Consider the following 25,578-nt stretch of genomic DNA (forward strand, 5'->3'; position numbering starts at 1 on the left):
CGACATCTCCTCTCAGGCCGCCGCGACGGCGGGTTCCGCATACGCGACGACGAGTTCTCCGTCGACCACCGTGACGGCGATGGTGCCGCCTGGTTCGATGTCCCCTCGCAGTAGCGCGCGACCGATCTTGGTCTCGACCTCGTGGGCGATGTACCGACGCAATGGCCGTGCACCGTAGACCGGGTCGAATCCGCGTTCGGCGACGAGCCTGCGCGCGTCCGGGGTGATGTCCAGATCGATCCTGCGCTCCGACAACCGGTTTCGAAGATCGGCGAGCTGCAACCCGACGATGTGCTCGATCTGGGGCAGGGTGAGTGGGGTGAACAGCACGATGTCGTCGACCCGGTTGAGGAACTCGGGACGGAAATGCCCACGCAGTTCCGCGAGAACCCGCTCGCGGGCGTTCGGCTCGATCTCGCCGTCGGGTGTGACTCCTTCGAGAAGATGCTGGGAACCGATGTTGGAGGTCATGATGATCACCGTGTTCCTGAAATCGACCTGCCTGCCTTGTGAATCGGTGATCCGCCCGTCGTCGAGCACCTGTAGCAGGGTATTGAACACATCTGCGTGCGCCTTCTCGATCTCGTCGAAAAGCACTACCGAGTACGGCTTTCGGCGCACCGCCTCGGTGAGCTGTCCGCCCTCGTCGTACCCCACGTATCCGGGAGGTGCCCCGATGAGCCGGCTCACCGTGTGCCGCTCCTGGTACTCGCTCATGTCCAGGCGCACCATGTTGTCTTCGCTGTCGAAGAGAGCACCGGCCAATGTTTTTGCGAGCTCGGTCTTTCCCACGCCCGTCGGGCCCAGAAAGATGAACGACCCGATCGGCCGGCGTGGATCACGGATGCCGGACCTCGCCCGGATCACCGCGTCCGCGACCAGCTGCACCGCCTCGTCCTGACCGACGACCCTCTCGTGCAGAATCTCGTCGAGCTGCAACAACTTCTGTCGCTCGCCTTCCTGCAGTCGGGCGACCGGGATCGAAGTCCACGCAGCCACGATTTCGGCGATCTCGTCCTCGGTGACCACTTCGCGCAACAGCGGGCTCCGGCCTTGTCTGGTGACCAGCTGCTCCTCTGCCGACTCGAGCCTGCGTTCGAGCTCGACGATCTCGCCGTAGCGCAACTCGGCGGCCCGATTGAGCTCGTAGGCGCGCTCCGCCTCCTCGGCCTCGTGGCGCAAGCGCTCGAGCTCGCTCCGTAGCTCTTGCACCCGGCGGATCGCCTGTCGCTCCGCCTCCCACTGAGCGTGCCGGGCATCGGCCTCGGCCCGCAGGTCGGCCAGCTCCTTGCGCAGCTCGTCGAGACGTGCCTTGCTCGCGCTGTCGGTCTCTTTGGACAGCGCGGCATCTTCGATCTCGAGCCGGGTCACCTTCCGGGTGAGTTCGTCGAGTTCGGCCGGCATCGAATCGATTTCGGTGCGCAACCGAGCGCACGCCTCGTCGACCAGATCGATGGCCTTGTCCGGGAGAAAGCGGTCGGTGATGTAGCGGTGCGAGAGGGTGACGGCAGCGACGAGAGCGCCGTCCTGAATCTTGACGCCGTGAAACACCTCGAGGCGTTCGCGGAGTCCGCGCAGGATCGAGATGGCATCCTCGGCGCTCGGCTCGTCGACGAGGACGGTCTGGAACCGTCGCTCCAGTGCCGCATCGGATTCGATGTGCTTGCGATACTCGTCGAGCGTGGTGGCACCGATCATGTGCAGCTCGCCTCGGGCGAGCATCGGCTTGAGCATGTTGCCGGCGTCGAGAGACCCCTCACCGCCCACTGATCCCGCACCGACCACGGTATGCAATTCGTCGACGAACAACAGAATCCGCCCGTCGGCTGCCTTCACCTCGGCCAGCACCGCCTGCAGACGCTCCTCGAATTCCCCGCGGTACTTCGCGCCGGCCACCAGGGAACCCATGTCGAGTGAGAAGATCGTTCTGTCGCGCAGGCCTTCCGGAACGTCGCCGCGGACGATCCGCTGGGCAAGGCCCTCGACGATCGCGGTCTTCCCGACGCCGGGGTCGCCGATCAGAACCGGATTGTTCTTGGTCTTGCGGCTCAGGATCTGCGTGACCCTGCGGATTTCGGCGTCTCGTCCGATCACCGGATCGAGTTTGCCCGCCCGCCCCTCGGCGACCAGGTCGCGTCCGTACTTCTCCAGCGCGTCGTACGCACCTTCCGGGCTGGCCGAGGTGACGCGTTGATTGCCGCGCACCTTCGTCAGCGCTGTGAGGAAGGAGTCCCTGGTGATTCCATGACGGGCGAGTACTCGCCCTGCCGCAGTGGCCGAACCCTCTTCGGCGAGGCCCATCAGGAGATGCTCCACCGACACGTAGGAATCCTTGAGCCGCTTCGCCTCTCGCTCGGCGGCGTCGAGGAGCACGGACAAGCGTCGGGTGATCGCCACCTGACCGGTCCCGGCACCGGGTCCGCTGACCTTGGGCCTTCGCGAGAGTTCACGTTCCAGATCGGATTGCAGGGCATCGACCTCGGCACCGGCCTGCTCGAGCAATCGGGGCACCAACCCATCCTGCTGACCGACCAACGCGAGCAGTAGGTGCTCTCCGTCGACCTCGGTGTGACCCATTCTGGTCGCAAGGCTCTGGGCCTCCTGCAGCGCTTCGCGCGACTTCTCGGTCAGGTTGCTGATGTCCATGTGGTTGTCCTCCTTCTGCGGGAAGATACTTCGAGTGTCTCGATTCGTTCCAGCAGGTCGAGCACGAGCCCAATTGCCGAGTAGTTCAGGCCGAGACCGGTCCGCAGTCGTCGAATGCGGGCAGCATGGGCCACTTCGGTTGGCGCGAAGAACATTTCGCCACCTACGACGCGGTCGGCGTCGAGCAGACCGAGGGCCACGAGCTTCCGTGCAAGCTCCGGATGCAGCCCCGTACGTTCGGCGAAGGCGTCGGTCGACAATTCGGTGCGTCGAACCAGTACGTACCGGACCACCGGGTTCGGGTCGCTCATATCCTTGTCCTCGGATCGAAGTTCGATTCTGCGGCCAACTGCTCGAACAGTGCGCGTTCGCGTGCTGTCGGTTTCGACGGCACCATCACCTTGATCTCGGCGTACAGGTTGCCGTTGGTGCCACGTGGATTCGGCATTCCTTCGCCGCGCAGTCGCAGCTTCCTTCCAGTCGACGAGCCCGGAGCCACTTTGACTTTCGCCTCGCCACCCGGGGTGGGAACGGCGACGGTCGCCCCGAGGACCGCCTCCCATGGCGATACCGGGAGGTCAACGTGAATGTCTCGGCCCTGTACTCGGAACCGGGAATGTGGCTCGATCCGTACCACGAGGTACAGATCCCCTGGCGGCGCGCCGCCGTTGCTCCGTCCGCCTTGCCCGGCCAACCGAATTCGCTGGCCGTCCACGACCCCGGCCGGAATGTCGACGTCGTACTGCCGTCCGTCCAGTCCGAGCGTGCGTGTGCCGCCCCGGTACGCCTCCTCGACCGTCAAGGCCAGTTCCGCTTCCTGATCGGCACCGGGAATCGGCCCGTACCCGCCACCGCCGCCGAACATTTGCCCGAAGAGGTCGTCGAGATCGACGCCACCGTCGCCACCGGAACCGAAGTGCACGCGTCTGCTCCCGCGGTCGTATCCTCCGCCGCTGTTCCCGCCACCGCCGTACCCACTCGAGTTGGTGCGGGTCCGTTCGTCGTAATCCTCGGGGACACGCCGAAAGTCGGCACCGAACCGGTCGTAGCGTTTCCGGGTGTCCGGGTCGGACAACACCTGGTATGCCTCGTTCATCTCCTTGAACGTGTCTTCCGCAGTGGGGTCCTTGTTCACGTCGGGGTGATACTTGCGAGCCAGCTTGCGGTAGGCCTGCTGGATCTCGTCGGTGGTCGCACCCCGCGGGACTCCGAGCGATTCGTAGTGGTCACGCGCCATCGGTGCTCACCCCTCGGGGTGGCTGACGACCACCGACGCCGGCCGCAGTTGCCGTCCGGCCTCTCCGTAACCCGGACGGACGACGTCGATCACGGTCCCGGACGGAAGGTCGGGCCGGACCACCACGCTGACCACTTCGTGCAATTGTGGGGAGAACGGAACTCCGACCTCGTCGTGACGCTCGAAACCGAACCGTGACAGCACCTGCACCGCCTGATCGCGGATCGCCTTGACGCCGTCGACAACGGTCTGCGAATCGCTGTCCGCATGTGCCAACGCAAGTTCCAGATTGTCCAGTACCGGCAGCCACGCCGCGGACACCCTCGTCACCTCCGCGGCCCGTTCTCGCTCCAGGTCCTTGGCATACCGCTTGCGCAAGTTGTCCAGATCGGCAAGGGCTCTGCGCCAGCGGTCGTCGAGTCGAGCCTCCTCGGCACTCGTGGCGGCGTGATGCGGTACCGTCTCGGTTCGATCTCCTTCCGTGACGTCGGCCGCTGGTTCGGGTGTCGAATGATCTGCAGCCCTTTCCATCTCGTGCCTCAACTTCGATCGAATTCGGCGTCGATCACGTCGTCGTCATCGGTCGAGGCCGCGTCCGCACCACCGACCTGACGTCCGTCACCGCCGTCCTGTACCGGCACGAGCCCGTAGAGGAGCTGTTGGAGCTCGGAGGCGAGTGGTTGTACATCTGCAGGCGAAGCGCCGTCCTTCACGGCCTTTCTGGCATCGGCGATCAGCATCTCGGCCCGTGCCCTGTCGTGCGGTGGCGCGCTGTCGCCGAGTTCGGCGAGTCGCCGTTCCACCTGATACGCAACGGAATCGAGTTCGTTGCGCGCGTCGACAGCTTTGCGCAGCGCCTCGTCCTCGCCCCGATTCCGTTCGGCCTCGGCCAGCATGCGTTCGACCTCGCTCGGGTCCAGATTGCTCTGCTCACTGATCGTGATGCTCTGTTCCTTGCCGGTGTCCTTGTCCCTGGCCGTGACATTGAGGATGCCGTTGGCGTCGATATCGAACGTGACCTCGACCTGGGCGTCGCCGCGCGGTGCGGGCCGGATGTCTTCCAGACGGAAACGTCCGAGCGAACGGTTGTCGGCGGCCCGCTCGCGTTCGCCCTGCAGCACAACGACATCCACGGCGGACTGCTCGTCCTCCGCGGTGGAGAACACTTCGCTGCGGCGGGCCGGGATGGTCGTGTTGCGCTCGATGATCTTGGTCATCACCCCGCCCTGTGTCTCGACGCCGAGAGACAACGGGGTGACGTCGAGCAGCAGCACGTCGGAGACCTCGCCTTTGAGCACGCCGGCTTGAACCGCCGCGCCGAGAGCCACGACTTCGTCCGGATTGACGCCCATGTGGGGGTCCTTGCCGCCGGTGAGCCGGCGAACCAGGGCTTGCACCGCCGGGATGCGCGTCGAACCACCTACCAGAATCACTTCGTCTATGTCGTTGGCGGTGACCTTGGCATCACTCATTGCCTGCTTCACCGGGTCGAGGCAGCGCTCCACGAGATCCGCCGTCAGATCCTCGAACTTCGATCGCATGACGGTGGTCGTGAGGTGCTTGGGACCGTCCGAATCGGCGGTGACGAACGGCAGGTTGACCTGGGCCTGGGTCACCGAGGACAACTCGACCTTGGCCTTCTCTGCGGCCTCGAAAAGGCGCTGCAACGCCTGTGCGTCCTTGCGCAGATCGATGTTCTCCACCTGCTGGAAGTCGTCGGCGAGGTAGTCCACCAGGCGTCGATCGAAGTCGTCCCCGCCCAGGTGAGAGTCGCCGGCCGTCGACCGAACCTCGACGACACCCTCGCCGACGTCGAGCAAGCTCACATCGAAGGTGCCGCCGCCGAGGTCGAAGACCAGTACGGTTTCGTGGACCTGCTTGTCCATGCCGTACGCCAGCGCCGCAGCGGTCGGCTCGTTGATGATCCGCAGGACTTCGAGGCCCGCGATGCGGCCGGCGTCCTTGGTGGCGTTGCGCTGCGCGTCGTTGAAGTACGCCGGAACTGTGATGACCGCTTCCTTGACCTTCTCGCCGAGAAACTTGCTCGCGTCGTCGACGAGCTTGCGCAGTACGAGGGCACTGATCTCCTCCGGTGCATACTTCTTGCCCCGCACATCGATTCGGGCCTCGCCGCTGTCACCGGACACGATGTCGAAGCTGACCGCTCTTGCCTCATCGGAGATCTCGTCGTAGTGGCGTCCGATGAAGCGTTTCGCCGAGTAGATCGTGCCCTTCGGATTCAAGATCGCCTGCCGTCGGGCAAGCTGACCCACCAGCCGTTCTCCGCTCTCGGTGAAGGCCACCACCGACGGCGTCGTCCGCGCTCCCTCGATATTGGAGATCACCACCGGCTCGCCGCCTTGCCAGCTGGCGATGACGGAGTTGGTGGTGCCCAGGTCTATACCCACAGCAGTCGCCATGACTCGTTCCTTTCGATCGGTCCGGCCGGTGAGCATGTGGACAGCGTCGTCCGTTACCCCGACATCGGCGAAGACTTCGTAGTGAGGTGGTTGTACTGGCTGGTACGAGTCGAGATCGGCACGCCTGTTGGGAAATGCAGGTCGAGAAGGTGGCCGACGCACCCGCAGCGCAAAATAATTGAATGAGAGCGAATGTGGCTGTTAGACAGCATTATTCACCGTGCAACGGAGGTCGACCGCATGAATCCTTGGTCGCGACTGTCGTCGTCGGCGAGTGTCGGGCGTTCGATACATTTGTATCCGTGCAAACAGATCGTGATGTTCGAGCCGATACGCGGTGTGGGCAGTTCGCAGCAGCACGCTGAACTGACCGGTAACCCAAAACGTTGGCACATCAACATGTTTCGCGACGTGACCGAAATTCGGCCGGCGCTGCACCTGGCGTGTCTATTCCCTCTACCGGTCGAGTCTCCTCTCTCGGCTGCGAGATTACCAGGGGTAAAACCAAATTCGCTCTTGCGCGCGGACTGCAGGCCCTTCCCTTTGCCGGTCCGAGGTGTGATGCTTGGCCGTGTCCACCACCTCGAACAGGAGAATCGTCATGGTCACCAAGGCACTGCTGGTCCGACTCGAAGCCAAGCCCGGCAAGGAAGATGCAGTCGAGGAGTTTCTCCGGTCGGCCCAACCGCTCGTCGAACAGGAGCCCGGCACTCGACCCTGGTTGGCGGTACGGTTCGGCCCATCGACGTTCGGCATCGTCGATGCTTTCCCGGACGACGCCGCCCGTGAAACGCATCTCAACGGACCGGTCGGCCAGGCTCTCGGCGAACGGGCGGACGAACTCTTCGCCTCGCCGCCCGAAATAAGCTACCTCGATGTACTCGCCGAGAAGCTCTGACCTGGACTGCACACTTCGCTCACCTGCGAGCCCGACTGTCGTCCTGAATTGTTGGCCCGCTTCGGTTGTCCGCCCGGGTGTGTGCCGACAACATGTCCACGCTGAGTGAGATCGGTTGTTCCTGTTGCATTCCGGTGATTCTGGGAGGTGCGTATCGTTCGTCGATCGGTTCGCGGACTCCGGCGCTGTGACGCGCCGATAGGGGTGGGCACGACCGGGTCTCGGCGCGAGTACCGTCGGCTCAGTCTCGGCGGCCGACCACAGGGTTCAGTTCGGAGGCCGCGAGGCCGCCGGGCTCGACACCGGGAAGGAATTCGCGCCACGTTCCGCTGATCAGCGTCGGCGACTCCACGACTCGAGCCCCGTCGGCGAAGTAGGTGGTGGCCAGCGCTCGGCGGGGCTGCGTGGTGAGGTTGGGCCCCGCGGTGTGGAAGCACAGCGCGGAATGAAACGACACGTCGCCCACTGCGAACGGCTCCGACTGCACCGCGACGTCACGCTCGACGAAGCGCTGCGCGACGGCCTCGTCGTACGACGTGCCGACCTTGTCGAACTCCAAGTCCGCAACCTCGTCCAGTACCTTTCGGCCGCGAGCGAACGACAGCGGACCCATTCGGCCGGGGATCGCCGACATCGGCATCCATGCAGTGACCGCCTGGGTGGTCTGCAGCGGAAAATGCTCCGCGTCGTGGTGCCACGGTGTGCGTCCGCAACCGGGTTCCTTGGACAGCGCGTTGTCGTGATAGAGCCGGACGGCCGGTTCGTCGAGCAAAGCCGCTGCCACGCCCCCGATTCGGGGAGACAGCGCCACGGCGCGCATCAGGTCGTCATGGAGCCACATCTGTTCCAGCGCGGTGAATCGGCCTGCGACGTCGTCGCCGTGCTCGGCTCGCAGCAGCTCCTCGAGGCGCTCCGCCAGGCGACGTACGACGGCCGGCGAGAATACAGCGGGCAGCCGCACGAAGGCTTCTCGCGCGAAGGACTCGACGGCAGCAGGGTCGAGGTTGTACGGCTCGGCAAGCTCACGTTCGACCTGCGCGTCCGTCGCCGCCTCGACGTCCGGTAGACCGGGACCGTCGACCAGCTCGGTCGGCATCGTGTCGTTGGCGGCCAGCGTGACGTACCAGTCCCACCAGTCCTGATCGTCACCTGCCCAGTCCTGATCGATACCTCCGTCGCGATTCTGTTCTGGGAGAAGCTCATTGGTCATCGGGTTCAGAGCCACAACAGGTTCGTTCATAGCCACAACAGGGCCGCCTCGTGCGAAAAGGTGTAGGCACCGGACGCGTCGCGACAGGAGGCAAGGTAGTCACCCAACACCGGTGCCGCCTCCATCTCCTCCAGTGACACGGAGTCGTCGAAGGCGCAGCGCTGCAGAAAGCCCTCGGCGACAAGGCGATCGGATGTCGAGGTTGTGTAGGTGACGCGTTGGTCGCGCACGTCCGCACCGGCGCGTATCAGCGCGTCGCGCACCTGCTCGGCCGTTGTGTACGGCGTCGCTTCGCGGACGCCTGCGCGGAAGGCGTCGTAGAACGCGATGTAGTGGGACGCTTCGGTGGCTTGCGCGACGAGTCCGAGACCGCCGGGGGCCAGCGCAGCCATGAACCGCTCGGCGGCGGCGTCGAGCTCGGCCGGAGGAAGTGCGTAGAGGGCGTGGGTGGCCCATACGACGTCGTAGCCGGTGTGGTCGGCGGGCAGGTCCTGCAGCGTCATCACCAGGTCGTGTCGAGCCACGAACGGCGCACCGAGCGCCCCACGCGCCTCGGCGACAGAGAACGCAGACGGGTCGAGCAGGTCGTAGGCCACCTCGGGTACCGCGGACAGATCGGTGTATCGGCGCAATGCGGTCGGGAACTTGCCGCTGCCGCAGGCTACGTCGAGCAGCGACCAGCCGTCGTGCGCGTGGGCGGCGAGCAGTGCGGGCCAGTCGGCGGCCAGGGCCAGCTGGTGGTAGTCCTCGGTGGCCAGGGCATAGAACGCCTCCATACCCGTGCGACCGGCTTCGCTCCAATGCTCGAGACTGCGTTCGGCTGTATCTCCGCTGCTCATGCCACTCCTTCTGGAAGCCGACCGCAAAGCACCGGGTGGGTGCGTCATGATGGACTCACTGTGACGTCCAACATAGCTCTGAATCTTCCGACCGACATCGCGGCCGTCCTTCTGGACGGTGTGCGAGCGGCACGGCGTGGTGCTCCGGCCTTGGCCGGCCTCGAGCCCGAGTCCTACGCACGCGAGCATGCCGCCTTCGAGCGCCTCTCCGACCAGCGCGGCCTGATCGCCGAGCACTTCGCCGACCGGCTGGCAGCGATCGGGGACGGACCGGTCTCGGTGCTGTCGGTGGGGTGCGGTGACGGCTCGCTGGACGCCCGGCTCGCCGCGGGGCTGATACAGGGGGTACCCGGCCGACCGGTGCGGTACGTCGGCGTCGACCCCTGGGTCGGAAGCGCGGAGCGCTTCTCCGCCACAATGTCCGCGCTCGAGGCGGACGAGCTCAGCTCCGACGCGTACGTCGCGTCGTTCGGTGACTCCGCGGTGGCCGAAACCTTCGATGTCGTGATGTTCGTGCACTCGATGTATTACGTCCCCGACCTGGGCGCGACGCTGCGTGCCGCGCTCGGCTTGCTGCGACCCGGCGGCGAGCTCTGGGTGGCCATTGCGCCGACGGCTGCACTCAACGCGTTGGTCGGCGTTCTCGCCCCGCCGCTGCAGGGCCACCGACAGTGGTTCAGCGCAGACGTCGAGAGTGCCTTCGTCGACGCCGGGATCTTTCTCGACGACGTGGTCGCTCTGGACGCGCAGATCGACCTCTCTTCCGCGAGCGACGAGGTGCTCGACTTCTCCGTACAGGCCCGGCTGACGCCAGATCTGCGCGGGCCGGTACGGGCCTACCTGGATGCGGTTTCGGTGCCCGGTTCCGATGGCAGGCCCCGGGTGCCACATCCGGTCGACGTGTTCGCCGCGACGCGTCGATGAGAGGGCCCGCCAGATCGACCCGAGCATGCCCGGCAACGCAGCATGGTGGAATCGGCGGTCACGTCCACGGTAGGTGAGAACGGTTGTTCCAGTAGCGCTCTGGATTCTCTGCGCTGTTCAGGCCGGCCGCCACGATCAGCTCGCGGTCGACGGAGAGTGCGGCAACATTCTGCTCGAGTTGGGTAACGGTGGCCGCGCCGGACAGCACCACATCGGCCCACGGTTGCGCGAGTGCGATCGCCAGCGCGAGTGCATCGCGGCCGATGCCGGCCGAATCCGTGACCCGGCCGAGTGCTGAATCTTCGGCCACGAGTCGGCCATTGGCCATTGCTTCTTTGACGACGACGAACCAGCCGGCGTCGTGTGCGCGTGCCAGTGCGGGACCGGCAGACGGCTCGAGTGGGTTCCACGTCGACTGCACCGAGCTGAAGACCCCTGTCTCGAGCGCTGCGTGAACGACGTCGGCTTGGTGTGGCCCGCTCGTGCTGATGCCGATTCGGGTACCGCTGTCGGCCACGGCCCGCAGCTCGTCGAGCAGTGCACCGTCGCTCAAAGCAGGGCTGTCCGGGGTGACGCTGTGGATCAAGTAATGGTCGGGCGCACCGCCGAGTTCGTGGAGGGTCTGCGGCCACTGCTCTGCCAAACGGGCAACCGAGTGTTCCTTCACCTCATGAATCTCGGCTCCCTGCTGGAAATCGGCAACGTAGGCGTATCCCCACTTGGAGCCGATCACGAGGTCGGCACGCCGATTCGGCTGTCGAGACAACCAGCTGCCGAGGAACCGTTCGGCCAACCCGTAGGAGCGCGCGACGTCGAAGTGTCGAACTCCGCGGTCCCATGCGGCGTCCAGTACCGCGTGGCACAGCTGCTCGAGGGCGGCCGGATCGAAACGTCCCTCTATCGAAGCCGAGTGCCCCACCGTCAGGTACTCGGGGCGTCCGAGTGCGGCAAGGCCGAGACCGAGTTGCGTCATGTCGTCAGTACTTTCGTTGTGTCCGAGCGGTGAAGGTGCACAAGATCCACGGATATGGATACCAGCATGCATGTCGACCGAAGTCTCGATGCGGCTCGACACACATCGGACAGCGCCGGAGATATCGAGACCACATGTTGCGTGCCAGAAGTTCTCGGCTGAGACTGGGACGTCGGGCAGCCAGGCGCGTGGTCTCGAGAGGCCGAGCGTGCAGAACGACTACGTAGGAGAGAACTCGTGACCGGTTTCGAAGACAAGCCTTTGATCAAGGAGATTCGACTTGCACGCGCACGTGCCGGATTCAGTTGGGCCGGCTTGGCCGAGGCCATCGACATGCCGGTGGCATGGACGGTGTCGGCACTGTACGGCCAGCATCCGCTGAGCGTCGCTCAGGCCGATGTTCTCGCAGAGAAGTTGAACATGCCCGAAGGCTCGTTGTTCGAGCTGACCCTTGCCCCCTATCGCGGGTCGCTCGATATCTCCTCGGACCCCACGGTCTACCGATTCCACGAGGCGCTGGAGGTGTACGGCCCGGCGCTCAAAGAACTGATCGCGGAGGAGTTCGGCGACGGCATCATGAGTGCCATCAACTTCACGATGAACATCGAACGTCGCCCGCACGATGACGGAGATCGTGTCGTGGTGACGTTCGACGGGAAGTTCCTCGACTATCGATGGACCGAGTAGACCTGGCGTGCTGCGGAACTCGGCCGTCTGTCGTTCGGCCCGTCTTTTCTGGTTCCTAGCTCGATCCGTTTCCGGTCCCGTCGCTGCGTCGGAGAAGTTCCAACACCAGATCTGCTGCAGCGCGCATACCTTCTGCTGTCGGATGGAACGACCCGGCGAGAAGTCCGTTGGGTCGGAAGCCGTGAACCCAGGGTTGTGCGGCACCGGTACCGTGGCCGGACTCGAAGGACGACGCGGACACGATCTCTGCCCCGGTCTTCGCTCCGGCGGCGAGGTAGATGTCCGACAACGTCGCCGAGACGTTGCGGGCGAACGCAATCTCCTCGGCGGTGAGAGGAACGGTGTCGCTGGGAACGGTAGTGTCGTCGACGATCGGGACGTAGTCGACGATGACAACCCGCGCGTGTGGTGCACGCCGTCGTACCTCGTCGATGATCCTGACGACGGAGTCGGTGGTGTCCGATACGAGAACGTCGGTGATGTCCTTCTTGGACAGCACCTTTCGGATCAACCATCCCGCCGGACGGCCGTACCAGCGGTGAGCTACCCGGTTCGCCGCAGCGCACCCGAGCAGCGCGCCGAGATAGCCCAGATCGTTTCCACCGACGGTGATCGTCACGAGATCGGTGGAGGTTCGGACTGCGTCGATCTGTGGCGCGAACCGTGTCGTGGAGACTCGTTGCTTCTTCTCGAGGATCGTGGCCGTGGTGGCACCCGACACCGTCGCATCCGTGAGCGCGGCACCCAGGTCCTCGGCGACGAGGTGTGCGTAGTTTCTCCCGGACCGCATCGCCTTGTCGTCGACCACCGGTTCGATTCCGGGTCCGGCAGCGAACGAGCTGCCCAAGGCGACCATGTCGGAATACGTGCGTGTGCCCGGCGTGCGAGGGGATGTATCCACCACTCCACTGTGGCCGCTAACACGGCCTACGTCCAGCCGCTTCGAGCAGGACAATGAGTGCGAAAGTGTTGGGGTGCCCACTGATCGTGCGCTGTGTCGGAGCCGAACCTGGCTACGGGCTCTGCGGCGAAAGCGGGAGCTGGATCGATCGACTCCACGACCGCGTGGTGCGTCGAAAGCCCGATATCGACAGTGTCGTCGTCCACGGCGCGGGTCACCTCGTGCACCTCGATCGACCGATCGCTTTTGTTGCGGCCGTTCGTGGTTCGGATCATCCGGGCCTCATGCGGCCGTCCGTAGAAAGTCCGCACCACACACCCGTGATCTCGTGATCCTGCCCGACATCATCGGATCGGCTCCTCGCTCTGGGATATCGGACGCCGATCGGCGTCGGATATCCGAATCTGGGGAGCTGATTCAGCAGCGGGGCAATGGATGTCACGCGATGGGATCGACGAAGATGTCGAGAGAGAGAGGTTCTTCCCCGCCGTACGGGCCGAGATCGGTGATCCCGGATTCGACAAGGACGTAGACGTCGATCAGTGTTCGTCCGTTGATCTTGCCTCCGAGGAGATTTTTCACGCCGCCGTGAGAATGTGGGGGTTCGGTGAGTCGACGAGGTGCGGGAGGCGCGCCTGGGTCAACTCGAACGTGCCACGAACGGTCACCGGTGTTCCTCGATGATCGAGACCTCGCCACGGAATCCTGAGCCCTCCATTCGCCGATGCGACGTGGGCTCAGGGCAGGTCGCGTCGAGTAGGCGAGAAGGCGTTCACGGAGTGCCGGTTCGAGTTCCTCGGCAAGCCGCCGCCGGTATTCGGCCATGTGGAGCCCGAACTCCAATCTTCGGCTACATATTGACACGGAGGCGTTCCTAGTTGATGGTGAACTGAGAACGGTGCCGTTCCTGTTTGGTGCCGATGACGGAATGCGGAGGAAAAGTCATGGCGTCGAGCGCAGCACTGATGTCTCGGAAGTGGGTGACGGGCCGGGCGGTCGGCCGCCGGATCGAGGAACTCGACCCGGTTGTCGGAAACGAGGAAGCCACCCATCTGAGCCTCGAAGTCCGTTACGGGGATGCCGTTTTCGCTCATGCCGCATACACAGTCGCCTTCGCCCGGCAGGTGGCGATTCCGTCGATCGCGCGAATTCTCTACCGAACCGGTACCGGGGACATGATGCACGACGTGCGCAGACGCAACGACGACACGCTGCTCTTCTTCGGAGAGATGCTCCATCAAGGTCACTCGAGCGAATACGGCCGATCGTTCATCGACCGGATGGAGCAGATCCACTCACGATTCGGCATCACCGACGACGACAAGCTGTACACGCTGGGATCGCTGGCTTTCGAGCCGGATCGAATCGTCGAACACCTCGGGTTGAACGTCTTCACCGACAACGAGCGCGAGGCGCGCTTTCACTTCTGGCGTCAGGTCGGCGAATACATGGGACTCGACGTTCCGCAGACGCGGGAAGGGTTCTTGCGCTGGACCTTCGACTACGAGGCCCGCTACGAGCACACCGACGGGGCACGCAAGATCGTCGATCAACTGTTCCTCGATTGGCAGGAGCGGTGGTTTCCCGGTTACACGAAACGCTTCGCCGACGGCATTCTGCTGTCGGTGTTGACCGAGGATCTTCGTGCGGTACATCGATTGCCCGACCCGTCCCGGGCCTATCGACGTGTCGTGCCGCCGGCGATCGGTGCTTACCTCGCTTTACAGGGTGCGCGGCCGCACCGGCCCCATCGATCCTGGTCCGATCACTTCGGAACGCGTCATCCCAAGCCGCTGGACATTCCGACGCTCGGCCACCGCAAGGCCGTCGCACGCAGCATCCGTCCGACAGGAGAAAACCGTTGAGCAGCAATGGTATCGGCTTGCCGCTGACGGTGTGCGAGGCGTTTCAGCGGACAAGGATGGTCGATCCCGATGCGGTGGCGTTCCGTACTCCGGGCGGCGCTGTTGCGGTGACGTGGGCCCAGTACGACTCGCGGGTACGCGCTGTGGCCTCGGGGCTGCATGCTCTCGGTGTGCGCCGGGGTGACGTCGTCGCACTGATGATGCGCAATCGGCCCGAGTTTGCACTCGCGGACACTGCCATCATGCATGTGGGTGCCACGACGCTGTCGGTCTACAACACCTCCTCGCCTGCGCAGCTCGCGTACGTGCTCGGGCATTCCGATGCCCGAATCATGTTGTGCGATAGCGCAATGGTGTCCACGGTCGTGGCCAGCGGAGCTCCGCTCGATCACGTCGTGTCGATGGACGGCCACGTTGAGGGCGCTGACCTGACCTTCGAGGAGCTGGAAGCGAAGCAGTCCGCTTCGTTCGATTTCGACAGCAGTTGGAGAGCCTCGAGACCGGATGACACGCTCACGCTCGTCTACACCTCGGGCACTACTGGAGATCCCAAAGCCGTGGAGATCTCACACGCGAACGTCCTGGCTGCGGCTCACGGTCTGAACGAGGTGATGCCGATCGTATTCGGCGACCGAATCACCTCGTTCATGCCCGCGGCGCACATCGCAGACCGGGTGTCGAGTCTGTACTGGATGGCGATCCTCGGCATGCAGGTCACGTACGTCGAGGACGCCAAGTCGATTCTGCCTGCGTTGATCGACACGCGGCCCACAGTGTGGTTCGCGGTTCCGCGGGTGTGGGAGAAGTTCCGCGCGGCCCTCGAAGCCAAGGTCGATGCGATATCGGACGACAGTGTTCGGGAAACAACGCGTCGTGCAATCGAATTGGGGCGTCGGCGCTCGCGTGCTCAGCTCGGCGGCCCCGAGCTGTCCGCCGAGGATGCCGCAGAGTGGCGCACGTTGGACAGTCAGGTGTTGTCCCAGCTGCGTGCCGCCATCGGCCTGGATCAGGCGCGTGCGTCGATCTGTGGTTCTGCCCCGATATCACCCGCCACCCTCGAGTTCTTCCTGGCCATAGGCATCACCGTCCTCGAGGTGTGGGGAATGACGGAGACCACCGGGATCGGCACGATGAACCCGCCGGGAGCCATTCGGCTCGGCACGGTCGGACGAGTGTTTCCAGGTAACGAGATTTCGGTGGCCGAGGACGGTGAGCTTCTCGTTCGAGGGCCGGTCTGTTTCGGTGGCTACCGGCATGCGCCGGAACTGACCATGGCGGCCATCGACGGTGACGGATGGGTTCGGACCGGTGACATCGCAACCGTCGACGCCGACGGGTACGTACGCATCGTCGATCGTAAGAAGGAAATTCTCATCAACGCTGCGGGCAAGAACATGTCGCCGGCGAACATCGAGAACGCAGTGAAGGCCGCGTGTCCGCTGATCGCAACGGTCGCCGTCATCGGCGATGCGAGACCGTTCAACGTGGCTCTGGTGACCTTGGATCCCGACGCCGCCGTTGCGCTGGCCACTCGCCTCGGGATCGACGACGCGTCAGCCGATTCTCTGGCCGGGGACGAACGGATTCGGACGGTGGTGGCCGAGGGGATCGCAGCGGCCAACGACACTCTTTCGCGAGTGGAGCAGATCAAACGCCACCGCATACTGGATTCGGTCTGGGAGGCGGGCGGTGACGAGCTCACTCCGACACTGAAGCTGCGGCGCAAGCCGATCTCGGAGAAGTACGCAGTCGAGATCGACGAGCTGTACTCCTCGGGCGCGGTGCACACCATGGACAGCTTGGGGGAGCGGATGAGATCGACACCGATGTCGGCGAGATAGAAGTCCTGCACTTGTTTCGGCCAACGATCCCGCGAAGGACCTACCCGGTGCCGGAGCCGCCAACGTCCGGCGACTCCGCCGACGTGAGGGACTACGCCTCGTCGAACAGGACGTTCCTATCGACTAGTGGACTGAGGTGTCGCCTTACTCGATAGTGGTCCTATGGACACGCTGAACCCCGATGTACCGGATGACGTCTTCGCGGACGTGTTGAAGCAGATCTCGCAGTTCGTGCGGTCGCGTGTCGTGCCGCGTGAACTCGAGATCATGAACACCGATTCGATTCCGGAGGACCTGCGGAAGCAGGCTGCGGAGATGGGCCTGTTCGGCTACGCGCTTCCGCAGGAATGGGGCGGGCTCGGTCTCAATCTGATTCAGGACGTCGAGTTCGCGATGGAGCTCGGTTACACCTCGTTGTCGCTGCGGTCGATGTTCGGTACCAACAACGGGATCGCCGGGCAGGTGCTCGTGGGCTTCGGTACCGAGGAGCAGAAGGCGAAATGGTTGCCCGGCATGGCAACCGGCGACATCGTCGCCTCCTTCGCGCTGACCGAGGACGGGGCCGGATCCAATCCGGCGGGCCTGAAGACGACGGCGAAAGTCGATGGCACTGGGTGGGTCATCAACGGCAGCAAGCGATACATCACCAATGCGCCGATCGCGAACATGTTCGTCGTGTTCGCCAAACTGGACCCGAAACCCGAGCGCGGCAACGGTATTGCGGTATTCCTGGTTCCCACCGACACCGCGGGAATCGAGGTGGGCGTCAAGGACGCGAAGATGGGGCAGCAGGGCTCCGGAACCGCTGATGTGAACTTCACCGATGTCCGGGTCGAGGCCGACGCGTTGGTCGGGGCGAACGGCGACATCGGGTACAAGGCGGCGATGACGTCTCTGGCGCGGGGGCGGGTGCATATTGCTGCGCTGGCTGTCGGTCAGGCGCAGCGCGCGCTGGACGAATCGGTGTCGTATGCCGCGGCGTCCACTCAGGGCGGTGAGCCGATCGGAAACTTCCAGCTGGTGCAGGCCATGATCGCCGATCAACAGGTGGGAGTCATGGCGGGCCGGGCGATGGTTCGTGAGGCTGCGCGGGCGTGGGTGCTGGAGACCGACCGGCGTATCGCTCCGTCTGCGGTGAAGCTGTTCTGTACCGAAATGGTCGGCAAGGTAGCTGATCTCGCGGTCCAGATTCACGGCGGTGCCGGATACATGCGTGACGTTCCGGTCGAACGCATCTACCGGGACGTACGACTGCTGCGGCTGTACGAGGGGACAAGTGAGATCCAGCGGTTGATCGTCGGCGGCGGACTGATCAGAGCCGAACAGAAGCGCAACTCGTGAACATGCCAGGCGTAGGCTCCTGGCATGTCGTTCAGAATCCTTCGTTCCGACCACGTGGGCTTCGCCGTCGGTTCCCTCGATGACGCCCTTCGGTTCTGGATCGATGGTCTCGGCGCGGTCCTCGAACGCACCGGTGAGATGGGTGGAGAGTTTCTCGGAGAGGTCACCGGAGCGCACGGGGCTGCAGTCCGGATGGCGGTGGTATCCGTTGCGGGTCAGACGATCGAACTGCTGGAATATCGCAACGTCCAGGGAGAGCCGGGATCCTCTCGACCCCACGATCCTGGTTTCGCCCATCTTGCCTTCGAGGTCGACAACATCGACGCGGTCCTGACGCGAATCGCGGACTTCGGGTGGACGGCGCAGGGAACTCCTCAACCTATTGCCGGCGGGGCAAAGGTGGGCACCCGCGTGATGTACGCGGTCGGTCCACACGGAGAGACGATCGAATTCATGGAGCCGCCGCAGCGACATCCGATTACCCAGGAAGTCAGGTCCCGCAGAAGGTTTGGAATCCGGCGCTGAAGTTCTCGGGTGCAGGCAGGGCGTAGTCCGACCGGTCGTCGCGTCGATCGAACGGCGACGTGACGACGTCGAGCAGGCGCTCGAAGGGTTCGAGATCGCCCTCGGTCGCGGAATTCAGGGCAGCGTCGACCAGATGGTTGCGGGGAATGTATGCCGGGTTGACGCGATCCATGCCGTCGGCGACAGATGACAAGTTCTGTTCCCGTGCCGAAACCGCTGTGCGCCAACGCTCGAGCCAGTTCGCGGACGCGTCGGGTGGAACGAGGGAGTCGAACGGAGCCGTGTTCCCGCGCAGGTTCTCGGCGAGGGCGCGGAAAGTCAGGGTCCAGTCGGCACGGTGATCGGTGAGCAACCGGTGCAGGTCGTCCACGAATGCCGCGTCCACGCCATCGTCGGCCAGGCCGAGCTTGAGGGCCATCGCGGCTGAGTAGTGCTGTCGGTAGCGATCCCCGTACGTGTCCAGGATCGCGGTGAGAGCGGTGATGGCGGTGTCCGGCATCGAATTCACCAGTGGCAGCAGAGTTTCGCCGAATCGGGCCAGATTCCAACCGAGAACCGCGGGTTGGTTGCCGTAGGCGTAGCGTCCGCCGTGGTCGATGGAGCTGAACACCGTCGCCGGATCGTAGGCGTCCAGAAAGGCGCACGGCCCGTAGTCGATGGTCTCGCCGGAAATCGTCGTGTTGTCGGTGTTCATGACACCGTGAAGGAATCCGACCGACATCCACTGGGCTACGAGGGACGCCTGAGCGTCCACGACGGCTTCGAAGAAGGCGAGGTAGCGATCCTCGGCCGGAAGATCGACGAAGGCAGGGTAGTGGCGGGCGATCGCGTAGTCCGCGAGGGTTTGCGCGAGTCCTTCCCGTCGGGCGGCGAACTCGAAGGTGCCCACCCGCAGATGGCTCGACGCGACCCTGGCGAGCACCGCGCCGGGTTGCGGTCCTCCTTCTCGCAGTACCTGCTCACCGGTCGTGACGACGGCGAGTGCACGCGTGGTGGGAATGTTCAGTGCGTGCATGGCCTCGCTGATCAGGTATTCGCGCAGCATCGCTCCCACTACCGCGCGCCCGTCACCGCCACGCGAAAACGGTGTGGCGCCGGACCCTTTGAGATGCAGATCGACTCGATGGCCCCGATCGTCGCGAAGCTCACCGAGTAGCAGCGCTCGACCGTCGCCCAGCAGGGGCTGGAAATTGCCGAACTGGTGACCCGCGTAGGCCATCGCCACGGTGGCAACCTCGGACGGCGGAATCGACCCGGACAGCACGCCTGCCCCGTTCGGAGTGCGCAGCGACTCTGGGTCGAGCGCGAGTGACCGGGCCAGGCCATCGTTGAGGATCAGCACCCGCGGGTCCGGTGCGTGGGTGCCCTGCCACGGCACCGTGACGCCGGGAACCTCGTCGGCCAACGTGGTCTCGAACCCGAACGAAGGCAGGTTCGTGGTCGCGACTGCGGGGTCGTTCGAGGATCCACTCATGGTTCAAGGTTAGCGACGAACAACCTCGGGCCGTGCCGCCGCGTCGAATCGGATGTGGACTCGCCCGTCGTCGACCGACACCCTCGCTCGCACCTCGTAGACCGCGGCGATCAAGTCCTCGGTCAGCACGTCCGCAGGTGTACCGCCTGCGACCACTTTCCCGTCTTTGAGTACCAGCACCTCGTCGCAGAACATCGCTGCCAGGTTCAGGTCGTGGAGGGCGACGATGCTGGTGATCGGCAGGCGCGCAACAAGCGCCAGCAGCTCGAGCTGGTGACGGATGTCGAGGTGGTTTGTGGGCTCGTCCAGCAACATCTCGCGGGGCTGCTGCGCGAGAGCCCGGGCGATGTGCGCCCGCTGCTGTTCGCCGCCGGACAAAGTGCGCCACAATCGATCTGCCTTGTCGCTGAGCCCGGTCTGCGCCAACGCATCGTCCACTGCGTCGTCGTCCAGGTCGCTTCCACCGAACGGTCCGCGGTGCGGAATTCGGCCGAGTCGCACGACGTCACGAACCGTCACGTCGATGTCGGTGTGGGCGTGCTGACCGACAACCGCGACGGCGCGGGCGATGTGTTTGCGTTTGAGCGAACCGAGTTCGGCACCGTCGAGCTCGACGACACCCGAGGTGGGTGTCGCGGCCCCGGACAGCAGATGCAGCAGCGAGGACTTGCCGGAACCGTTGGGGCCCAACAGGCCTACCATTCGTTCGGGCCGTGGATGCACGGTCACGCCGTCGACCACCAGGACTCCGCCGCGCTTCCACGACACGTTCGACGCATGGAGTGTCATCGAATTCCTCTCCTGCGAGCCATGATCGCGATGAAGGCGGGGACGCCGACCAATGCCGTTCCGACTCCTACCGGAAGTGGGGTAGGAGCGAACGCGACTCGGGACACGGCGTCGACCCACACCATGAAGACGGCACCGATGATTGCTGTCGCCGGTACGAGTCGACTGTGGTTGGGTCCCACGAGTAGTCGCGCGGCGTGCGGGAGGATCAGCCCGACGAATCCGATCGCGCCGGCGACGCTGACCAACGTCGCGGTGATCAGGGCGGTACCGACGAGCAGCGCCATGCGCACTTTCGCGACATCGAAGCCGAGCGAGGACGCGACGGAGTCACCGAACGCGAACGCGTCGAGCACATACGCGTAGTAGCAGCACACCACTGCTCCGATGGCGGCCACGGTCACACACAGCACGACGTCGTTCCATCGCACTCCTTCGAACGATCCGAGGAGCCAGAACATCACGCCGCGGGTCTCGTCGGAGTCCGCGAACGCGAAGATCACGAAAGATGTGAGCGCCGAGAACAATTGAGTGGTCGCGACACCGGCGAGGATGACGCGGTCGTTTCCGCTGCCGGACATGCGGGCGAGGAACAGCACCAGGCCGAACGCGACGAGTGCGCCGATGAACGCCCCGCCGGACAGGCCGAGGGCGGCCCCGCCCACGCCGAGAACGCCGACCACAACGGCACCCGTCGAGGCACCAGACGAGACTCCGAGCACGAACGGATCCGCCAGCGGATTGCGGAGTAGCGATTGCATGATGACGCCGCAGATCCCGAGCCCGACGCCACTGGCCGCGGCGACTAGTGCTCGTGGGAGCCGCTCCTCCCAAATGATCGCGTTCTTCGACACCTTGACCGGCACATCGGTGACGCCGAGATGGTTCAGCACCACATCGCGAACGTTGACCAGCGAAATATTCGCCGGACCGAGCGTGATGGCGACGAGAACCGACACCACACACAGTGCGATTCCAGCGACCGCCGCCAGAACCCACCGCCACAGATGACGGGAGGCGGGCGAGCGATCGGCTGCAGGGCGGCGGACAGCGGTGGTGATCAGGACGACAGTCCCAGGTCGCGCAGTCCAGCCGACACCTTTTCGATGCCGTCGACGGCCCGGATCGACGGGTTCATCTCCGCACCGTGCAGTGAGATGTAGCGCTTGTCGCGGACGGCGGCCATCGTGCTGGTGACGGGGTCGGACTCGAGGAAAGCGATCTTGTCCGCTAGCAGGTCACCGGGAAAACGGTTGCGTGCGAGGTCGCCGAGTACGAGCACCGTCGGATCCCGATCCACCATGGTTTCCCAGCCGACGGCAGGCCAGTCGTCGTCGGTATCGGCGAACACGTTCGACATACCGACCGTGCGTGCGAGCAGATCTGCCGATCCCCGTCCACCTGCGATGTACGGGCTCTTGGTGTCTGCGAACCAAAACGCCGCGGACACATCGGCATTCGCAGTCCGAGTGGTGGCGTCGGCCATGCGGTTCTTCAGTTCTCCGACGAATTCGACACCGCGTTCGTTGACGTCGAAGATCGCCGCGAGTTCGGTGATCTCCTGGTAGAGCGAATCCATGGTCAGCGGTGTCGTGCGAGTGTTGCCGCCGTTGACGCTGCGACCGGCGTCGCAGTCCGTCGGTGAAAGATAGGTTGCTGCACCGGTTTCGCTGAACCGTGAGCGTTCTGCAACGCCGCCCTGCTCGAAATGACGTCCGAACGATGCGGTGACGAAATCGGGTTCGGTGTCGAGAACGACTTCGTAGGTGGGCGCGTTGTCGGCGAGTCGGGGGACCCCGGCGTTCGCCTCGGCCAAATTCTCCCGCACAGGATCTGTCCAGGAAGCGGTGCCGACCATCCGATCCTGCACGCCGAGCGAGAGAAGAATTTCGGTGGAATTCTGATCGAGTGACACCACCCGTTGTGGGGCGGAGGCGAAGGTCACCGACTCCCCACAGTTCTCGATCGTCAGTGGATAGGACGTCCCACCCGCAGTGGTGTCGGAGATCGCGTCGGGCACCTCTTCGGATGCCCCGCAGGCGACGAGTGATCCGACCATGGCAACCGTGGCGGCGAGGGTCCCGGCGCGGCGACGAACGTTGAGCACGTGAAGATGTCCTTCGGTTTCAGACAGCAACGAGCCGCCGGGGATTGCCCGACGGCGGTACGCAGCGAGATGCGTATGAGCACAGGCTAACCTTTGGCTTGCATCGACGGAAATCGTCGATGGAATCGGGTCCTGAACAGCGTGATGCGCGGCATACTCGTCGTATGGCCGACTTCAACCAGATGATCATCGACGAGTTCCGCAGCAACGGCGGGCATGTGTCCACGGCGGGCTTCGGCGATGCGCTCGTCGTTCTGCACTCCATCGGTGCCAAGAGCGGCGAGGTTCGGTTGAACCCCTTGATGGCGATCCCGGAAGACGGAAGCTGGCTGATCGTCGGGTCGGCCGCGGGCTCGCCCAAACATCCTGCCTGGGTGCACAATCTGCGTGCACACCCCGCCATCGACGTCGAGATTCCCGGAGACGGTGCCGTCGAGACCGTCGCCGTGACCGTGTCGGAAATCCCAGACGACGAGTGGGACGCGAACTGGCAGAAATTCTTGGACGCGTCCGAGGGCTTCGCGAAGTACGTCGAGACAGCCGAAGGGCGACGGTTTCCGATCTTCCGGCTGACTCCCGCCTGACCGGTCGATGCGTGGCTAGTGTCGGAGCATGACCGCTCCTGACGCATCGAATCTGCACCCCATTCCCGGGCAGCCGCGGGTGGTGCTGTTGAAACCGCTGGTGTCCAGCCCGCTCATCGACATCGGCGAGTACACGTACTACGACGATCCGGAATTCGCCGAGCAATTCGCGACCCGAAACGTGCTGCATCACTACGGACCCGATCGATTGGTGATCGGGAAGTTCTGCGCCTTGGCCACCGGAGTCACGTTCATCATGAACGGGGCGAACCACCGAATGAGCGGTGTATCCACGTATCCCTTTCCCATCATGGGTGGTGCCTGGGCCGAGCACTCGGATTTGGTGTCCGATCTGCCGTCGCGGGGAGACACCGTGGTGGGCAACGACGTCTGGATCGGCGGCAACGTCACGGTGATGCCGGGGGTGCGGATCGGGAACGGGGCAGTGATCTCCACCGAAGCCGTTGTCACCAAGGATGTTCCGGACTACGCCGTCGTCGGTGGCAACCCCGCCCGCGTGCTCCGAGAACGGTTCACAGCGTACGAGATTCGGACTCTGCTGGACATCGCCTGGTGGAACTGGCCCATCGACTCGATCACCGAACACATCCGCACGATCTCCGATGGGTCGGTGGCCGACCTCGCCGCGGTGGCAGCGCGATTCGACTGAGTGGGAGTCGACTACCCGACGCGATTTCTACACCCCTGCATGTGAATTCGAGTCGACCAGGGCGGGTGTGCGACGGGTGTCGACGCTCGGGCTCTGATCCTGCACGCGCGCGGCCATGGCAATGCCGACCTCGCTGATTTCGACACCGAGGTCCTCGCGAGTTCGGGAATCCGACTCGTACACAAATGTTGTCGATCCGACTGTCGCCCCGCAGTATTCGACGATGCCGCGCTCGATCTGCGTGCGGAACGCGTCGTGCACGCGATGGCGTTCGAAGCTCTCGGCGTCGTCGCCAGCGATAACTACCAGGTGGACGGTGAGTCGGTCCAGCTTCTTGACGAGCTCGACTCCCGGGTTGTACTCGTACGCCCATCCGCTGACGAAGACCCGATCGATCCACCCTTTCAGCAGGGCGGGCATCGACCACCAGTACATCGGGAAGGCGAGAATCAGATGGTCGGCCCGGTCGATTCGTTCCTGTTCGGCGATGACGTCAGCGGGGGTGGTGCCGTTGCCGCGGAACAGGTTCTGATCGGCGATGGCAAAGCGGGGGTCGAAGTTCTCCGCCGCGAGGTCGGCCGTCTCGACAGCTCCGCCAGTGGTGCGGATCGCGTCCGAAATGGATCTGGCGACGGAGTGGGTGAGAGAGTCGGGATCGGAATGGGAGACTACGACAAGAGCGGTCATGGCTGGTCCTTTCGTTGGGGCAACGGCTATGTACCAAGAGTAGGTTACTATTCGTATATAGCGCAAGGAGGTCCGCGATGGCACGTACGAGACTGTCCCGATCGGACAGGTACGACCAACTGGTCGAGGTCTCGTGGGCTCTCGTCCGGGCAGAGGGGGCCGACGCCCTGACGCTGGGCCGGCTCGCCGAACACGCCGGCGTCGCAAAGCCGGTGGTGTACAGCCATTTCGGATCACGTGCGGAGCTCTTGGCTGCGTTGTTCACGGAATTCGACGACCGACAGGCAGCAATGCTCGAGGCTTCTCTCGACACAGCGCCCGCGACGTTGGACGGACGCGCGAGCGCTATTGCCAATTCGTACGTGGGCTGCACGTTGGCTCAGGGGCGTGAACTGACAGGAGTGCTTGCCGCGCTGGAAGGTTCACCCGAACTCGAACAGGTCAAGCGCGCTGCCGAGAGGGCGTACTCCGATCGTTGCCGAGCTATTCTCGAGCCGTTCGGAAGCGGTAGTATTTCGACGCCCGCGATCACCGCGATCTTCGGTGCTGCGGACGCATTGTCACACGCGGCAGTTTCGGGCTCGCTCACTCCCGAGGAAGCGGTCGGGGAGCTGTCCGAGTTGATCGTCGCAATTGTCGGTAAGGCCTGACGCGGCAGGCTGGATGGGAGTGTGAATCGGGCCGCGTCTACTGCGTCGTCGGCGCGTTCATGATGGGGAACCGGTTACGCAACGCATCGAGCTGGCGATGCAACTCGTACAGGGCCCGCCTCTGGGTGTGCGCTTCCTCGCTGTGCCACACCTGACTGCGGGAATCTCCGACCCGGGACGCTTTGCGGGCACAGTGCTCGGACTCCTCCACGCGAGTCGAGGTCGACGCGATCTCGGCAACCAGCATGTCGGCAAACACCCGCGCCTGTGCCTCGTCCGAGCTCTCCACTATGCGTCTCCACTCTGCATC

The 25,578-nt window shown here is 64.4% G+C and carries 27 protein-coding genes; 11 read left to right on the top strand and 16 right to left on the bottom strand.

Annotated features, from left to right (window positions below; genetic code table 11):
- Positions 1 to 12: 12 nt before the first annotated feature.
- The 5 genes from clpB to dnaK are packed head-to-tail and all read right to left on the bottom strand — an operon-like array spanning position 13 to position 6,303.
- A complete protein-coding gene (gene clpB / locus ACQR3T_RS17500; protein ID WP_428694295.1) occupies positions 13 to 2,646 on the bottom strand; it encodes an ATP-dependent chaperone ClpB in 2,634 nt (877 codons plus the stop codon).
- Complete coding sequence (locus ACQR3T_RS17505; protein WP_428694296.1) at positions 2,628 to 2,957, bottom strand: chaperone modulator CbpM; 330 nt, start codon at positions 2,955 to 2,957, stop codon at positions 2,628 to 2,630. The genes clpB and ACQR3T_RS17505 overlap by 19 nt, the downstream gene beginning before the upstream one ends.
- Positions 2,954 to 3,883 (bottom strand): DnaJ C-terminal domain-containing protein, encoded by a 930-nt coding sequence (locus ACQR3T_RS17510; protein WP_428694297.1) that lies wholly within the window; start codon positions 3,881 to 3,883, stop codon positions 2,954 to 2,956. Before ACQR3T_RS17510 ends, ACQR3T_RS17505 begins: the two co-directional genes overlap by 4 nt.
- Before the next feature lie 6 nt (positions 3,884 to 3,889).
- A complete protein-coding gene (locus ACQR3T_RS17515; RefSeq protein ID WP_428694298.1) occupies positions 3,890 to 4,414 on the bottom strand; it encodes a nucleotide exchange factor GrpE in 525 nt (174 codons plus the stop codon).
- Positions 4,415 to 4,422: 8 nt separating this feature from the next.
- The gene (dnaK, locus tag ACQR3T_RS17520; protein ID WP_428694299.1) at positions 4,423 to 6,303 is read right to left on the bottom strand and encodes a molecular chaperone DnaK; all 1,881 of its coding nucleotides are present in this window, start codon (positions 6,301 to 6,303) and stop codon (positions 4,423 to 4,425) included.
- Positions 6,304 to 6,904: 601 nt separating this feature from the next.
- Here dnaK and ACQR3T_RS17525 point away from each other — a divergent pair.
- Positions 6,905 to 7,201 carry a putative quinol monooxygenase gene (locus ACQR3T_RS17525; protein WP_032376247.1) on the top strand — a complete coding sequence of 99 codons (297 nt, stop codon included), beginning with the start codon at positions 6,905 to 6,907 and terminating at the stop codon, positions 7,199 to 7,201.
- Between the two features lie 241 nt (positions 7,202 to 7,442).
- Here the strand turns inward: ACQR3T_RS17525 and ACQR3T_RS17530 are convergent, their stop codons facing one another.
- Together ACQR3T_RS17530 and ACQR3T_RS17535 are read right to left on the bottom strand one after the other, a co-directional pair.
- The gene (locus ACQR3T_RS17530; protein ID WP_428694300.1) at positions 7,443 to 8,441 is read right to left on the bottom strand and encodes a phytanoyl-CoA dioxygenase family protein; all 999 of its coding nucleotides are present in this window, start codon (positions 8,439 to 8,441) and stop codon (positions 7,443 to 7,445) included.
- Positions 8,438 to 9,250, bottom strand: coding sequence for a class I SAM-dependent methyltransferase (locus tag ACQR3T_RS17535; protein WP_428694301.1), 813 nt, complete (start codon positions 9,248 to 9,250; stop codon positions 8,438 to 8,440). The genes ACQR3T_RS17530 and ACQR3T_RS17535 overlap by 4 nt, the downstream gene beginning before the upstream one ends.
- A gap of 60 nt (positions 9,251 to 9,310) precedes the next feature.
- Between ACQR3T_RS17535 and ACQR3T_RS17540 the strand changes: the two genes are divergently transcribed.
- Positions 9,311 to 10,174, top strand: coding sequence for a class I SAM-dependent methyltransferase (locus ACQR3T_RS17540; RefSeq protein ID WP_428694302.1), 864 nt, complete (start codon positions 9,311 to 9,313; stop codon positions 10,172 to 10,174).
- A 58-nt stretch (positions 10,175 to 10,232) separates the two neighbouring features.
- On the opposite strand, the gene ACQR3T_RS17545 is transcribed toward ACQR3T_RS17540, so the two are convergent.
- Positions 10,233 to 11,147, bottom strand: a complete 915-nt coding sequence (locus ACQR3T_RS17545; protein ID WP_428694303.1) for an aldo/keto reductase — start codon at positions 11,145 to 11,147, stop codon at positions 10,233 to 10,235.
- Positions 11,148 to 11,384: 237 nt separating this feature from the next.
- Here ACQR3T_RS17545 and cynS point away from each other — a divergent pair, with 237 nt between their 5' ends.
- On the top strand, positions 11,385 to 11,834 hold the full coding sequence (gene cynS / locus ACQR3T_RS17550) for a cyanase (protein WP_428694304.1): 450 nt from the start codon (positions 11,385 to 11,387) through the stop codon (positions 11,832 to 11,834).
- A 55-nt stretch (positions 11,835 to 11,889) separates the two neighbouring features.
- On the opposite strand, the gene ACQR3T_RS17555 is transcribed toward cynS, so the two are convergent.
- On the bottom strand, positions 11,890 to 12,735 hold the full coding sequence (locus tag ACQR3T_RS17555; RefSeq protein WP_428694305.1) for an SGNH/GDSL hydrolase family protein: 846 nt from the start codon (positions 12,733 to 12,735) through the stop codon (positions 11,890 to 11,892).
- Between the two features lie 53 nt (positions 12,736 to 12,788).
- Here ACQR3T_RS17555 and ACQR3T_RS17560 point away from each other — a divergent pair, with 53 nt between their 5' ends.
- The gene (locus ACQR3T_RS17560) at positions 12,789 to 13,067 is read left to right on the top strand and encodes an alpha/beta fold hydrolase (RefSeq protein ID WP_428694306.1); all 279 of its coding nucleotides are present in this window, start codon (positions 12,789 to 12,791) and stop codon (positions 13,065 to 13,067) included.
- A 106-nt stretch (positions 13,068 to 13,173) separates the two neighbouring features.
- On the opposite strand, the gene ACQR3T_RS17565 is transcribed toward ACQR3T_RS17560, so the two are convergent.
- On the bottom strand, positions 13,174 to 13,317 hold the full coding sequence (locus tag ACQR3T_RS17565; RefSeq protein WP_428694307.1) for a hypothetical protein: 144 nt from the start codon (positions 13,315 to 13,317) through the stop codon (positions 13,174 to 13,176).
- A gap of 362 nt (positions 13,318 to 13,679) precedes the next feature.
- On the opposite strand from ACQR3T_RS17565, the gene ACQR3T_RS17570 reads away from it, so the two are divergent.
- The 4 genes from ACQR3T_RS17570 (at position 13,680) to ACQR3T_RS17585 (ending at position 18,307) form a co-directional block, all read left to right on the top strand.
- Positions 13,680 to 14,600, top strand: coding sequence for an oxygenase MpaB family protein (locus ACQR3T_RS17570; RefSeq protein WP_428694308.1), 921 nt, complete (start codon positions 13,680 to 13,682; stop codon positions 14,598 to 14,600).
- A 56-nt stretch (positions 14,601 to 14,656) separates the two neighbouring features.
- Positions 14,657 to 16,441, top strand: coding sequence for an AMP-dependent synthetase/ligase (locus ACQR3T_RS17575; RefSeq protein ID WP_428694412.1), 1,785 nt, complete (start codon positions 14,657 to 14,659; stop codon positions 16,439 to 16,441).
- Positions 16,442 to 16,603: 162 nt separating this feature from the next.
- On the top strand, positions 16,604 to 17,782 hold the full coding sequence (locus ACQR3T_RS17580) for an acyl-CoA dehydrogenase family protein (protein ID WP_428694309.1): 1,179 nt from the start codon (positions 16,604 to 16,606) through the stop codon (positions 17,780 to 17,782).
- Positions 17,783 to 17,806: 24 nt separating this feature from the next.
- The gene (locus ACQR3T_RS17585) at positions 17,807 to 18,307 is read left to right on the top strand and encodes a VOC family protein (RefSeq protein ID WP_428694310.1); all 501 of its coding nucleotides are present in this window, start codon (positions 17,807 to 17,809) and stop codon (positions 18,305 to 18,307) included.
- Here ACQR3T_RS17585 and ACQR3T_RS17590 read toward each other — a convergent pair.
- The 4 genes from ACQR3T_RS17590 to ACQR3T_RS17605 all read right to left on the bottom strand — a co-directional run bounded on the left by ACQR3T_RS17590 (position 18,273) and on the right by ACQR3T_RS17605 (position 22,629).
- Positions 18,273 to 19,781 carry a protein adenylyltransferase SelO gene (locus ACQR3T_RS17590; RefSeq protein WP_428694311.1) on the bottom strand — a complete coding sequence of 503 codons (1,509 nt, stop codon included), beginning with the start codon at positions 19,779 to 19,781 and terminating at the stop codon, positions 18,273 to 18,275. The two genes, ACQR3T_RS17585 and ACQR3T_RS17590, sit on opposite strands and share 35 nt — an antisense overlap.
- A gap of 9 nt (positions 19,782 to 19,790) precedes the next feature.
- Positions 19,791 to 20,570, bottom strand: a complete 780-nt coding sequence (locus ACQR3T_RS17595; protein WP_032376256.1) for an ABC transporter ATP-binding protein — start codon at positions 20,568 to 20,570, stop codon at positions 19,791 to 19,793.
- Positions 20,567 to 21,532, bottom strand: a complete 966-nt coding sequence (locus ACQR3T_RS17600; protein ID WP_032376257.1) for a FecCD family ABC transporter permease — start codon at positions 21,530 to 21,532, stop codon at positions 20,567 to 20,569. The genes ACQR3T_RS17595 and ACQR3T_RS17600 overlap by 4 nt, the downstream gene beginning before the upstream one ends.
- 98 nt (positions 21,533 to 21,630) lie before the next feature.
- Positions 21,631 to 22,629 (bottom strand): ABC transporter substrate-binding protein, encoded by a 999-nt coding sequence (locus ACQR3T_RS17605; protein ID WP_428694413.1) that lies wholly within the window; start codon positions 22,627 to 22,629, stop codon positions 21,631 to 21,633.
- 212 nt (positions 22,630 to 22,841) lie between these two features.
- Between ACQR3T_RS17605 and ACQR3T_RS17610 the strand changes: the two genes are divergently transcribed.
- Both ACQR3T_RS17610 and ACQR3T_RS17615 read left to right on the top strand, forming a co-directional pair.
- Positions 22,842 to 23,261, top strand: a complete 420-nt coding sequence (locus ACQR3T_RS17610; protein WP_032376259.1) for a nitroreductase/quinone reductase family protein — start codon at positions 22,842 to 22,844, stop codon at positions 23,259 to 23,261.
- A 28-nt stretch (positions 23,262 to 23,289) separates the two neighbouring features.
- Entirely contained in the window at positions 23,290 to 23,931 is a 642-nt protein-coding gene (locus tag ACQR3T_RS17615) for a CatB-related O-acetyltransferase (protein ID WP_032376260.1), read from the top strand.
- Positions 23,932 to 23,958: 27 nt separating this feature from the next.
- Here ACQR3T_RS17615 and ACQR3T_RS17620 read toward each other — a convergent pair whose 3' ends face one another.
- Positions 23,959 to 24,618, bottom strand: a complete 660-nt coding sequence (locus ACQR3T_RS17620; RefSeq protein ID WP_052069979.1) for an NAD(P)H-dependent oxidoreductase — start codon at positions 24,616 to 24,618, stop codon at positions 23,959 to 23,961.
- Between the two features lie 77 nt (positions 24,619 to 24,695).
- Between ACQR3T_RS17620 and ACQR3T_RS17625 the strand changes: the two genes are divergently transcribed.
- Positions 24,696 to 25,268, top strand: coding sequence for a TetR/AcrR family transcriptional regulator (locus tag ACQR3T_RS17625; RefSeq protein ID WP_428694312.1), 573 nt, complete (start codon positions 24,696 to 24,698; stop codon positions 25,266 to 25,268).
- A 37-nt stretch (positions 25,269 to 25,305) separates the two neighbouring features.
- Here the strand turns inward: ACQR3T_RS17625 and ACQR3T_RS17630 are convergent, their stop codons facing one another.
- Positions 25,306 to 25,557 carry a hypothetical protein gene (locus ACQR3T_RS17630; protein WP_155290896.1) on the bottom strand — a complete coding sequence of 84 codons (252 nt, stop codon included), beginning with the start codon at positions 25,555 to 25,557 and terminating at the stop codon, positions 25,306 to 25,308.
- Positions 25,558 to 25,578 lie beyond the last annotated feature (21 nt).

This window comes from Rhodococcus sp. IEGM1428 (assembly GCF_050321865.1).
GTDB lineage: Bacteria > Actinomycetota > Actinomycetes > Mycobacteriales > Mycobacteriaceae > Rhodococcoides.